This is a genomic window from Sphingomonas sp. AC522 (assembly GCF_979258125.1).
This window is the reverse complement of record NZ_OZ409836.1, coordinates 1,120,698-1,132,627: the sequence shown is the minus strand read 5'-3', so window position 1 is coordinate 1,132,627 and position 11,930 is coordinate 1,120,698. Positions and strand designations below refer to the sequence as shown.

11 protein-coding genes are annotated in these 11,930 nt (G+C 66.0%); 7 read left to right on the top strand and 4 right to left on the bottom strand.

Annotated elements, in window-relative coordinates:
• Window positions 1-32: 32 nt before the first annotated feature.
• The 3 genes from ubiA to ACZZZM_RS05775 are packed head-to-tail and all read left to right on the top strand — an operon-like array spanning window position 33 to window position 3,094.
• Window positions 33-947 (top strand): 4-hydroxybenzoate octaprenyltransferase, encoded by a 915-nt coding sequence (gene ubiA, locus ACZZZM_RS05785; RefSeq protein ID WP_463594152.1) that lies wholly within the window; start codon window positions 33-35, stop codon window positions 945-947.
• A gap of 31 nt (window positions 948-978) precedes the next feature.
• On the top strand, window positions 979-2,325 hold the full coding sequence (locus tag ACZZZM_RS05780) for a TldD/PmbA family protein (RefSeq protein ID WP_463594151.1): 1,347 nt from the start codon (window positions 979-981) through the stop codon (window positions 2,323-2,325).
• Entirely contained in the window at window positions 2,318-3,094 is a 777-nt protein-coding gene (locus ACZZZM_RS05775) for a 3'(2'),5'-bisphosphate nucleotidase CysQ (RefSeq protein ID WP_463594150.1), read from the top strand. Before ACZZZM_RS05780 ends, ACZZZM_RS05775 begins: the two co-directional genes overlap by 8 nt.
• On the opposite strand, the gene ACZZZM_RS05770 is transcribed toward ACZZZM_RS05775, so the two are convergent.
• Window positions 3,091-3,804, bottom strand: a complete 714-nt coding sequence (locus ACZZZM_RS05770; RefSeq protein WP_463594149.1) for a hypothetical protein — start codon at window positions 3,802-3,804, stop codon at window positions 3,091-3,093. The genes ACZZZM_RS05775 and ACZZZM_RS05770 overlap by 4 nt on opposite strands.
• Window positions 3,805-3,810: 6 nt before the next feature.
• Window positions 3,811-5,016 carry a toxic anion resistance protein gene (locus ACZZZM_RS05765; protein WP_463596390.1) on the bottom strand — a complete coding sequence of 402 codons (1,206 nt, stop codon included), beginning with the start codon at window positions 5,014-5,016 and terminating at the stop codon, window positions 3,811-3,813.
• A gap of 174 nt (window positions 5,017-5,190) precedes the next feature.
• Here ACZZZM_RS05765 and ACZZZM_RS05760 point away from each other — a divergent pair, with 174 nt between their 5' ends.
• Window positions 5,191-6,081 carry a hypothetical protein gene (locus tag ACZZZM_RS05760; protein ID WP_463594148.1) on the top strand — a complete coding sequence of 297 codons (891 nt, stop codon included), beginning with the start codon at window positions 5,191-5,193 and terminating at the stop codon, window positions 6,079-6,081.
• A gap of 118 nt (window positions 6,082-6,199) precedes the next feature.
• Here ACZZZM_RS05760 and ACZZZM_RS05755 read toward each other — a convergent pair whose 3' ends face one another.
• Entirely contained in the window at window positions 6,200-6,766 is a 567-nt protein-coding gene (locus ACZZZM_RS05755) for an NADPH-dependent FMN reductase (RefSeq protein ID WP_463594147.1), read from the bottom strand.
• A 362-nt stretch (window positions 6,767-7,128) separates the two neighbouring features.
• Here ACZZZM_RS05755 and typA point away from each other — a divergent pair, with 362 nt between their 5' ends.
• The 3 genes from typA (at window position 7,129) to ACZZZM_RS05740 (ending at window position 11,352) form a co-directional block, all read left to right on the top strand.
• Window positions 7,129-8,952 carry a translational GTPase TypA gene (gene typA / locus ACZZZM_RS05750; RefSeq protein WP_463594146.1) on the top strand — a complete coding sequence of 608 codons (1,824 nt, stop codon included), beginning with the start codon at window positions 7,129-7,131 and terminating at the stop codon, window positions 8,950-8,952.
• 72 nt (window positions 8,953-9,024) lie between these two features.
• Entirely contained in the window at window positions 9,025-9,336 is a 312-nt protein-coding gene (locus ACZZZM_RS05745; protein ID WP_463594145.1) for a hypothetical protein, read from the top strand.
• Window positions 9,337-9,396: 60 nt separating this feature from the next.
• On the top strand, window positions 9,397-11,352 hold the full coding sequence (locus ACZZZM_RS05740) for a TonB-dependent receptor plug domain-containing protein (RefSeq protein WP_463594144.1): 1,956 nt from the start codon (window positions 9,397-9,399) through the stop codon (window positions 11,350-11,352).
• A 41-nt stretch (window positions 11,353-11,393) separates the two neighbouring features.
• Here the strand turns inward: ACZZZM_RS05740 and ACZZZM_RS05735 are convergent, their stop codons facing one another.
• Window positions 11,394-11,879, bottom strand: a complete 486-nt coding sequence (locus tag ACZZZM_RS05735; RefSeq protein WP_463594143.1) for a methylated-DNA--[protein]-cysteine S-methyltransferase — start codon at window positions 11,877-11,879, stop codon at window positions 11,394-11,396.
• Window positions 11,880-11,930 lie beyond the last annotated feature (51 nt).

The following is an 11,930-nucleotide window of genomic DNA, read 5'->3' as shown; positions in this document are numbered from 1 at the left end:
GATCTTTGCACCGGCCCGGCGAAGGACGAGACATGGCCGCCGCACCCGAGATCGTACCCGACACCGAGCATCGCGGCCTGGTCGGCCTGCTGCCCGCAGCCGCGCGTCCTTACGCACTGCTCGCCCGCTTCGATCGCCCGATCGGCTGGTGGCTGCTGTTCTGGCCCGGCGCCTGGGCCATTGCGCTCTCGGGTAACGCCGTGGCGCGTTGGGACCTCATCCTGTGGTTCCTGCTCGGCAGCGTGGCGATGCGAGGCGCCGGCTGCGTCTATAACGACATTGTCGACCGCGACCTCGATCGGCAGGTCGAGCGCACCCGCACCCGCCCGCTCGCCAGCGGCGCCGTCAGCCTTAAGGCCGCCTGGATCTGGCTCGGTGCGCTCTGCCTCGCGGGGCTAATCGTCCTCCTCCAGCTCAACCCCAGCGCCGCGGGCATCGCCATCGCCAGCCTCGCTTTGGTCGCCGCTTATCCCTTCATGAAGCGCATCACCTGGTGGCCCCAGGCCTGGCTCGGCATGGTCTTCTCCTGGGCGGCCTTGGTCGGCTGGGCCGAGGCGCCTGACTCGGACTGGCTGCCGGGGCTCCTGCTTTATGCCGGCAGCATCTTCTGGGTGATCGGCTACGATACGATCTACGCACTCCAGGATGTCGAGGACGACGCACTGGTCGGCGTCCGTTCCTCTGCCCGGGCCTTGGGCACGCGCGTAAGGCCAGGCGTCGCCCTGTTCTACGCGCTCGCAATCGGCCTGTGGGCCGCGGCGATCTGGCAGCTCCGCCCCGATCCGCTGGCGCTCGCGGCCATGCTCCCCCTCGCCTTGCATCTGGTCTGGCAGGTCGTGACGCTACGTCCAGCTGCCGGCACCAACGCGCTCGCCCGCTTCCGCAGCAACCGTAATGCCGGCCTCCTGATGTTCGCCGCCTGCTTCGTCGTCGGCCAGACTCTTTGACCTTCGCGCCCGCGATACCTAGATCGCGCCGATGCTGACCACCGAACAAGCCTGCGACCGCGCCGCCCATATCGTCGCACGCGCCAAGGCGGCGGGCGCCGATGCCGCCGACGCGGTCTTCGCCGCCGATCGCTCGCTCTCGGTATCGGTGCGGATGGGCGCGCTCGAGGATGTCGAGCGCTCCGAGAGCGAAGAGCTCGGCCTGCGCGTCTTCGTCGGCAAGCGCTCGGCCAGCGTCTCGACCTCGGACCTCAGCGAAGACGCGATGGCCCTCCTCGTCGATCGCGTGATGGCAATGGCGAAGGAAGCCCCCGAAGACCAATGGGCCGGCCTCGCCCCACAGGAGCGCCTGCTCCACGGCGCGCCGCCACTGCTCGACCTCGACGACGGCGCCAATGATTCGCCCGAGGCACTCAAGGCCCGCGCGCTCGCCGCCGAAGATGCCGCGCGCGCCGTCCCCGGCGTCACCAACAGCGAAGGCGGCGGCGCCAGCGCCTCGCGCTCGGTAATGGCCCTCGCCACCAGCCACGGCTTCGCCTGCGGCTATGCCCAGACCAATCACGGCCTCTCCGCCAGCGTCCTCGCCGGCACCGGCAGCGGCATGGAACGCGATTATGCCCATCACAGCGCCCGCCATGCCGCCATGCTAGAAGGCCCCGAAGCGATCGGCCGCCTGGCTGGCGAGCGCGCCGTCGCCCGCCTCAACCCGGCCCGCATCGCCAGCGGCGCCATCCCCGTGGTCTTCGATCGCCGCGTCTCGGCCGGGCTGGTCGGCCACCTCCTCGGCGCGATCGCCGGCGCCGCCATCACCCGCAAGACCAGCTTCCTGCTCGACGCCCTTGGCACCCAGGTCTTCGCCAAGGGCGTTACCATCTGCGACGATCCCCATCGCCCGCGCGGACCGCGTTCGCGCCCGTTCGACGGCGAGGGCCTGCCCGTCCAGGCGATCAAGCTGATCGAGCAGGGCATGCTGGAGACGTGGCTGCTCGACAGCGCCTCCGCCCGCCAGCTCGGCCTCGAGCCCACCGGCCACGCCTCGCGGGGGATCGGTGGCGCCCCCGGCGTAGCCCCCAGCAATCTCTACATGCAGCCCGGCAGCACGCCCCCCGAAACGCTCATCGCCGAGATCGAAAACGGCGTCCTCGTCACCGAATTGATCGGCCAGGGCGTCAATGGCGTCACCGGCGATTACAGCCGCGGCGCCGCCGGCTTCCTGATAGAGAATGGCGAGATCACCCGGCCGGTTTCGGAATTCACCATCGCATCGAACCTCAAGCAGATGTTCCGCGCGCTCACCCCCGCCAACGATCTCGAATTCCGCTACGGGATCAACGCGCCGACGCTGCGGATCGACGGAATGATCATCGCCGGTGACTGACCTCGCCCTCCAGGTCGCCGAAATCGCCGCCGAAGCCGGGCGTCTGGCGATCGAGCGCTGGCAGACCGATTTCAAGCGCTGGGAAAAGGTCCCGGGCAGCCCGGTCTGCGATGTCGATCTCGAAGTCGACGCCCTGCTCCGCCAGCGTCTGACTGCATTGCTCCCCGATGCCGGCTGGCTTTCCGAAGAAACCGTCGACAATGCCGCTCGCCTCCACCGCCGCCGCCTCTGGGTGGTCGATCCGATCGACGGCACCCGCGACTATCTCCGCGCCCGCCCCGGTTGGGCGGTTTCGGTCGCCCTGGTCGAGGATGGCCGCCCGCGCATCGGCGTGCTCGATGCGCCGGCCCGCGGCGAGAAATGGCTGGCCGAGGCCGATAAGGGCGCGTGGCGCAACGGCGCGCGCCTGTTTGTCGGCAGCCGCACCCAGCTCGCCGGCGCCCGCGTCCCCGCCGATCAGCTCTCCAAAGTCGACAGCGATCTGGTCATGGTCGCCAAGCCCAATTCGATCGCACTGCGCATCGCGATGGTCGCCGCCGGCGAGGCCGACCTCCTCGCCACGATCCGCTGGGGCAATGAATGGGACATCGCCGCCGCGGTCCTCATCGCCTCCGAGGCCGGCGCCACCGTCAGCGACGCCTTCGGCCGCCCGCTCGATTTCAACACCCCCGCCGCCGAAGCCTTTGGCGTGCTGGCAACCACCCCCGGCATCCACGCCGCCGCAGTCGAGCGCCTCGCCGAACGCGCGCTAACCGGGGTCAAGCGCTAGCCCTCGCCATCCCCCTGATACTTGATCTGCAGATACCGCCCGCGCGTCGCCAGCAAGTCCAGATCGCCCTGCGCCAGCTGCGTGCTCATCTCGGCGATCTCGTCATCGATCACCTGCAGCCCCTGCGCCAATTGCTGGTCAGGCGTCAGCCCGTTGCGCTCGACGCGGCGCAGCGGCTCGGGAACGCGGGTATAGCCCTTGATCAGCTCGGGCAATTGCTCGCCCACCAGCTTGCGCACTTCGGTCGCCGCCGGGCTCTGCTCGTCGAGCATCGCCAGCTGCGGCGCCAGCACTTCCAGCTTCACGCCGATCGAATCGACCAGCCCCAGCACCGGCGCCGGCAGCGCTCGCCGCTGAGTATCCAGCCATGCCTCGGTCGTCCGCGGCAGCGCCTTGAGCGGCACCTGACCCAATTGCTCGACCTCGGGCGCGCTGCCCGCCGGCAACACCGCGAACGCCAAAGTCGCCGCGATCAGCAGCAGCGCCACCAGGAACGCCCCCATCACCCCGAGCGGCGCCACCGCCAGTCCGAAGACGATCGCGCCCAGCAATATGGCCCCATCGGCAATCGCGATCCGCGTCACCCGGCGCACGACTTCGCCTTCGCGGCGCCGCCGCATCCGCTGGTCGGCGGCCGTCGCGGGGCGCTGCGCGCGCGTCCGCTCGATCAATTCGCTCGCACGGGCACTCAGGCGATCGACATCGGTCATCGCGGCTTACATCGCCTCCAGCTTAAAGGTCTCGGTCGCCCCGCCGAGCTGGTTCTGCGCCGCGCCCTCGGCCCGGGCGATATAGCCCTTGGACTTCTCGACTTCGTTCGAAAGCGTGTTGACCGTGGTCTTCATGCTGTCGAGCGCCTTGAGCTTGAACGTGTCGATCGCGTCCATCGTGTCATAGATGTTCTGGAACGCGCGCTGCAGCGTCTCGACGGGAATCGTCGAGCTCGCCGCCTGCTCGTGAATCGCTGCGGACTGGCTCTTGAGCAGCGCGCCGGTCGAATCGATCAGCCCCGCGGTCGTGGTGTTGAGCGCCGTCACTTGGTCGAGCACCAATTTCTGGTTGGTCAGCGCCTGTGCCACCGTCACCGCCGTGCGCAACGCTGAAACCGTCGTCGTCGAAGCGCGATCGACACCCTTCACCAGCTCGACATTGTTTTTCTTGACCAGATCGAGCGCCAGATAGCCCTGCACCGTCACTGCCATCTGCGTCAGCAGATCCTGCGTCCGCTGGCGGACATAGAAGAGTGCGGTTTCCTTGATCGCCTTCGCCTTGGCCGGATCGGTGTGTTCGAGCTCGAGCGCCTTGGCCTCGAGCTTCTCGTCCATCGCCTTGGAGAGATAGATCATCTGCTCCAGCCGCCCCATCGCGTTCCACAAATTGGTCCGCTCGGTATCGATCGCGGCATTGTCCATCAGCAGCTCGTCCTTGCCGTTGGACAGGCTCTTAAGGATGCCGTTGATATGCGTCTGCGAGCTTTGATATTTGCGGAAATATTGGGTGAGCGCGCCGCCGCCGAACAGCTTGGCGAAGAAGCCGTCCTTGCCGCCGACCAGCCTGCCGTTCCTGCTCGGATCGAGATCCTCCACGGTCTTGCGCAGCGCCAGCAAATCAGCGCCGACGCCGGTCTCCTGCCCCATCGCCTTGATCGGCCGGTCGAGAAAGCGGTTCGATTGCCCGGCTGCCTCGCGGATTTCCTTCTGGCCCATCGCCGCGATCGCATCGACGCGCTTTCCGAACTCGGGCGAATTGACGTCCTGCGCGACGAGATCATCGATGAAAGTATCGACCCGCGTCTCGAGCTCGGTCTTCTTGGCGTCCTCGACCGGCACCAGCCCCGTGGCCTTCGCGGGCGCAACTGCCTTTACCGGCTCGGGCGGGGTCAGCACCAGATCCTGTTCGGCCGTCATCGTCTCGGTCGCCATGTTCGTCTTCTCCAAAGCTGCCCGCCTTCAATAGGCGCAATGCGGCAGCGATCCAACTGTGTTGCTTATATAGGACACCTGTAGTGCGGCGCCAAGTCTGACATTTGCTGTTACTGTCTATCCGCCCGACCGTTCCGGTGCCAACCTGCGCAGATATCGAATTCAGGAGGGCAGATGCATTATCGGACAATGCTTCGCATCGGGCTTGCCGCCTTTACCCTGGCCGCCGCCACCCCGGCGCTGGCCCAACTCGACGCTGAGCTCGCCGCGAAGGAGCGCGCGGTCCAGGCGGTCACTGCCCGTCCCGCCACATGGGCGGCCCGCGCCGCGCAATTCCGCGCCTGGCTCGCCGGCGCGACCGACGAAGAGGGCGAGCCGCTCAGCGCAGCCGCACGCTCGGGCCATATAACCGATCAGGTTCACACGCTCGACAAGGAGATCGGCCGCGCCGCCAGCCTCTACCCGTCCGTCAGCATGTTCGCGATCCTGGGCGATCAATGCGTCGCCAAGTGGCTGAGTATGGATTGCCGCGTTCCCATGGTGGGAATCCTGCGTGACGGGGACGGCACGCATATCCTCTGGCAGCTCCAGTCTGGCGCGTCCGAAGAAGATGGCGGCGGCATGGGCGCGTTGCTGTGGGACGCGAGCAACCCCGGCGAGCCCCGCCTGATCGGCTGGACCTTCGAGGGCGTCTTTATGGAAACGCCGCGCTACAGTCCCGAGCACCAGCTGCTTTGGGTCAGCGGCCGCATGGTCGGCACCGGCGACGGCAATGCCGATATTCTCTATCAGCGCCAGAGCGGCAAATGGGTGGAGATCGAGACCGAGAGCTGGAAGTCCGACCTCGCCAAACGGCTGCCCAAGGGCCTGGGCGCGTGGCACGGCGTGGATTACCACCTGACCAGCCTCGCCGCCGAAACCGAGCTTTGGAAAGACAGCGACGCCAATTGCTGCGCCACCGGCGGCCGCGCCAATTTGGATTTCGAGATCGTCGGCAGCGCGCTCAAGCTCAAAGGCATCTCGGCCCAGACCGGCGGCCCAGACCAGCCGTGGAAGGATTATTGAGGCACAGCCCCGCTTACCCCCTCCCGTCATCCCCGCGAACGCGGAGACCCAGGGTTACAAGCGATGCGCCATTTGGCGCTGGGTCCCGCGTTCGCGGGGATAACGGAAAAAGGGGAAACTACCTCTCCCGCCCCGCCTTCAACGTCCGCCCCCACCAACTCAACTCATCGAACAAAGCCCCCAGCGCCTTGTCGTCATAACCATCGGCATTGAACCGGTCCCCCTCCCGCTTTGCCCCCGGCCGCACCAGATGCACGGAGTTGCTGAGCGGTGCCATCTCCAGCGCGATCGTCGTTAGCCGCAATTGCTCGACCGAGCGCGCACCACCCACGCCGCCATAGCCGACGAAGCTCGCCGGCTTGCGATTCCACTCAGCAAACACCGTATCCAGCGCGTTCTTGAGCACCGCGGACCCCGAATGATTATATTCGGGGCAGATCAGCACATAGCCATCGGCACGCGCCACTTTTTCCGCCCAGCGGATCTGCACCGGATCCTGATAATCGCCCGCGGCCGGTGGCCTGGCATGCGGGAAGAACGGCAGATGCCATTCGGCCAAGTCGATCAGTTCGCAATCCAGATCGTCGCGCGCGCTGGCACGTTCCATCGCCCAGCGGCCGATCGGCTCGGCCATCCGCCCTTCACGCACCGATCCCAACATGACCAGAATCTTCAGCGGCCCCATCGCATCGCCCTTTTTCCTGTCCTACACGCCTCATTTTCTGCTGTACCCTCCGGGATGCGCCGTCCAGTCACATTTGCCCCCGCAGGCACGATGAGAGTCGCTTCGGTGACGCGCGACAGTCGCTTCGCCGCGCGAACCGGGCGCGTCAGTGTCGCTTTGCCGTCGCGCGGGTGGCGCGTCGCCGCCGCGTCCATTGCGCGCATGTGGCGCTTCGCGGACGCGTTTCTCTGGGGAGGGACCCCCAAAAGCCTAAACTTCATCAACATTCCGGCGCGGACGATGTCGCCCGGCTCTTTCGCAACCGCACAAATTCCGCTAAGGGCGCCCGCGCACCGCATCTCAGCGGCATCCAGGATAGCATCATGAATCTTCGCAACGTGGCGATCATCGCCCACGTCGATCACGGCAAGACCACGCTCGTCGACCAGCTCTTCCGCCAGTCCGGCACGTTCCGCGACAACCAGCGCGTCGAAGAGCGCGCGATGGATTCGAACGACCTCGAAAAAGAGCGCGGCATCACGATTCTCGCCAAGGCCACTTCGGTCGAGTGGGAAGGCGTTCGCATCAACATCGTCGATACGCCCGGCCACGCCGATTTCGGCGGCGAAGTGGAACGCATCCTCTCGATGGTCGATGGCGTGATCCTGCTCGTCGATGCATCGGAAGGCGCGATGCCCCAGACCAAGTTCGTCACCGGCAAGGCGCTGAAGCTCGGCCTCAAGCCGATCGTCGTCGTCAACAAGATCGATCGTCCCGACGAGCGCATCCAGGAAGTGCTCGACGAAGTGTTCGATCTGTTCGTCAGCCTCGAAGCGAATGACGAGCAGCTCGATTTCCCGGTGCTCTACGCATCGGGTCGCAACGGCTATGCCAACGAATCGCCGGACCTGCGCGAGGGCACGCTCAATCCGCTGTTCCAGAAGATCGTCGATCATGTGCCGGCCCCTTCGGCCGATCCCGATGGTCCGTTCAAGTTCCTGGTGACGCTGCTCGACCGCGACAATTTCCTCGGCCGCATCCTGACCGGCCTGGTCTTTTCGGGCTCGATCAAGACCAACCAGCCGATCCATGCGCTCAATAATGACGGCAAGATCGTGGAGACCGGCCGCGCGTCGAAGATCATGACCTTCCGCGGCCTGGAGCGCGTGCCGACTGACGAAGCTCAGGCGGGTGACATCATCAGCCTTGCGGGTCTCACCACCGCGACGGTGTCGGACACGATCTGCGATCCGACCGTCACCGAACCGCTCCACGCCCAGCCGATCGATCCGCCGACGCTGTCGATGCGCTTCGCGGTCAACGACTCTCCCATGGCCGGCCGGGAAGGCACCAAGGTCACGAGTCGCATGATTCGTGACCGCTTGTTCCGCGAAGCCGAGAGCAACGTGGCCATCAAAGTCACCGAAGCCGCCGACCGCGACTCCTACGAAGTAGCCGGCCGCGGAGAGCTTCAGCTCGGCGTGCTGATCGAGACGATGCGCCGCGAAGGTTTCGAGCTCGGCATCAGCCGCCCGCGCGTGCTGTTCGGCGAAGACGAGAATGGCGGCAAGACCGAGCCGTACGAGACCGTCATCATCGACGTTGACGACGAATATTCGGGCACGGTCGTCGAGAAGATGGCGATCCGCAAGGCGGAGCTTACCGACATGCGCCCCTCGGGCGGCGGCAAGACCCGTATCACCTTCTCGGCGCCTTCGCGCGGGATGATCGGCTATCATGGCGAGTTCCTGTCGGACACCCGTGGCACCGGCATCATGAACCGGCTGTTCGAGAAGTACGGCCCTCACAAGGGCAAGATCGAAGGCCGCAAGAATGGCGTGCTGATCTCGAACGGTTCGGGCGAAGCGAATAGCTACGCACTCGGCCCGCTCGAGGAGCGCGGCATTCTGTTCGTCGGCCATGGCGAGGCACTCTATGAGGGCATGATCGTCGGCGAGAACGCCAAGCCGGACGACCTCGAGGTCAATCCGATGAAGGCCAAGCAGCTCACCAACTTCCGCGCTTCGGGCGGCAAGGACGACGCAATCCGCCTGACTCCGCCCAAGAAGGCAACGCTTGAGCAGGCCATCGCCTATATCGACGATGACGAGATGGTCGAAGTCACCCCCAAGTCGATCCGACTGCGCAAGCGCTACCTCGATCCGCACGAGCGGAAAAAGGCCTCGCGCGCGAAGGTCGCTGCCTAAGTTTCAAAGGGCGTCCGGAGCATCCGGGCGCCCTTTTTGCGATTGCGGCATGCAACTGATACGGGAGGCCCGATGCGTGTCGCCTTCCATCTGCTGCTGGCCCTGAGCCTGGTTTGGTGCGGCTTGCATGTCGCCGAGCCTGCCGAGGCGCATGCGCAGCAGGATCAGGTCGCGCAGCTGCTCGACGCCGATTGCAGTGAAGATCCGGCCGAGACCGAGCAATCGGCGCACCTCCATCACCATCACTGTCCAGTTGCCGGCGATCCTGAGAACAGCGGCGATTACGGTCAGCGCCGATCGGTTGCAACGCTCCGCTTCACTCAGCCGGTAGCAGCGCTTCGTTCGCTGACCCGCGCCCCACCACTTCAGCCGCCCCTCGCCTGACAAACGCCGTCGCGCGCCGCCCGCCAGTGCGCATCGTTCGTTTGAACCAGGACCATTATCATGAAATCGTATCTATTGTTCGGCCTCCTCGTCGAGGCTGGTTCGCTCGCGCCATTCTCTGCATGGGCACAAACCGAGGCCGTCACTCCGGAAAACGAAGGCGAAGAAGAAGAGATCATCGTCCAGGCGACGCGATCGGGCCGGCGCGTTCAGGACGAGCCCGTCCGCGTCGAAGTGATCGGCCGCGAGGAGATCGAAGAGAAGATTCTCATGCGGCCCGGCAATGTCGCCATGATCCTCAGCGAGACCGGCGGGCTGCGCGTCCAGGTCACCGCGCCGGCACTCGGCGCCGCCAATATCCGCGTCCAGGGCATGGACGGCCGCTTCACCTTGCTCCTCGCCGACGGACTGCCGTTATATGGCGGCCAGGCCTCATCGCTCGGCCTGCTGCAGATCCCGCCCACCGATCTCGGACAGGTCGAAGTGATCAAGGGCGCGGCCTCGGCGCTGTACGGTCCCTCAGCATTAGGCGGAGTGATCAATCTCGTCTCGCGTCGCCCGCGCGGCGAGCCCGAGGCTGAAATGCTGCTCAATGCGACCTCGCATGGCGGGCGGGACGTCACAGGTTATGCCGCTGCGCCGCTGGGCGAAGGCTTTTCGGGCTCGTTCACCGGCGGCTTCCACCGGCAGACCCGCCAGGACCTCGACGGTGACGGCTGGATCGACACGCCGGGCTATAATCGCTGGACTGCGCGGCCCCGCGTGTTCTGGGAAGGAGCCGACGGCGCAAGCGTCTATGCGACACTCGGCGCGATGACGGAGCAGCGCCGCGGCGGGACGTTGCCAGGACGCGCGACCCCGGGCGGCACCGAATTTCGCCAGACCCAGGCCACCGATCGCCTCGATGGCGGGCTGGTGGCGCAGGTGCCGATCGGTGGCGCGATCACCGCGCACTTCCGCGGATCGGCGATGGGGCAGGACCATGTCCACCAGTTCGGCGACGCCGTGGAGCGCGACCGCCATCGCACCAGCTTCGCCGAGCTGTCGCTGTCGGGCAAGGCCGAGACAATGTCGTGGATCGGCGGCGTCGCCTATCAGCAGGACGGCTTCGCCTCGCGCACCTTCCCGGGGTTCGACTATACCTATCGTGTGCCTGGCATCTTTGCGCAGGTCGAGCATGACATCAATTCGAGGCTGACCCTGGCGGCGAGCACGCGTCTCGACTTTCATGATCGCTACGGCACGCAGTTCAGCCCGCGCCTATCCCTGCTCTTCCGCGCAGGACCCTGGTCGGTGCGGACATCGGGCGGACGCGGCTTCTATGGGCCGACGCCATTCGTCGAAGAGATCGAGGCCGCCGGTCTGTCGCGGTTCGCAACGCTTGGGCGGCTGAAGGCCGAGACCGCAACCACCGCCTCGCTCGACATCGGCTACGCCCGAGGCGGGGTCGAGGCTAACCTCACGTTGTTTGGGTCGAACAGTTCGAACACCACCGAACTCGAGACGATCGCGCCGAATCGCGTACAACTCGTCAATCTGCCGGGACAAGGCCGGCTCCGCGGAACTGAACTGATGCTGCGCCGTCGCTGGGGCAGCTTCGTCGTCACCGGCAGCTATGTCTATATCGACGCAACCGACCCCAAACGCGGAGGGGGGCGCCGCCTGGCATCACTGACGCCCCGGCACACCGCCGGCATGGTCGCGATGTGGGAACAGCATGACCGCGGCCGCATCGGCCTCGAGCTCTATTATACCGGCAAGCAGCAGCTCGACGACAATCCCTATCGCCCGGTCAGCCGCCCCTATGTCGACCTCGGATTTCTAGCCGAAGCGGTGATCGGCAAGGCGCGGATATTCGTCAACGCCGAGAATATCCTCGACATCCGCCAGACTCGCTACGATCCCTTGCCGCGCCCGGCGCGGGCGCCCGACGGGCGATGGACCGTCGACGCCTGGGCGCCGATCGACGGCTTTGTCGTCAACGCGGGAGTCCGCCTGCGCTTCGGCGGCGAATGAGACGAACAGGGCGCTCCGCCTGCCGGAGCGCCCGGTGACCGTCAGCTTGCGCGGCGCTCAAGGCCTAGCAGCAATTCCTTTGCCGCCAGTCCGCCGGCGAAACCGGTCAACGCGCCGTTGGAGCCGACGACGCGGTGGCACGGCGCGACGATCGAAATCGGATTGCGCCCGTTTGCGGCGCCCACTGCCCGGGAGGCGCTTGGCCGCCCGATCTGGCGCGCAATTTCGCCATAGCTGCGCGTCTCGCCGAACGGGATCGTGAGCAAAGCGGCCCATACGGACTTTTGGAAATCGCTGCCCCCGAAGTCGAGCGGCAAATCGAACACAGTCAATTCCTCGGCAAAGTACGCCGTAATCTGGCGTGCCGCCTCGTCGAGCATGCGATTGCCTGCCATCTCCTGCATCGGTCCAAGCCGCACGCGGCCCGGCCGATCATTCTCCCAGAGAATCGCGACTAGCCCCGTGTCGCTGGCGACCAATTTGAGCTCGCCCACCGGCGAGAACATTTTCCGATATGCGAGAGTCATGACGGCTCCTTTCGCCTTGGACATGCCCGCGTCTTAGCTTGGGCGCTTCCC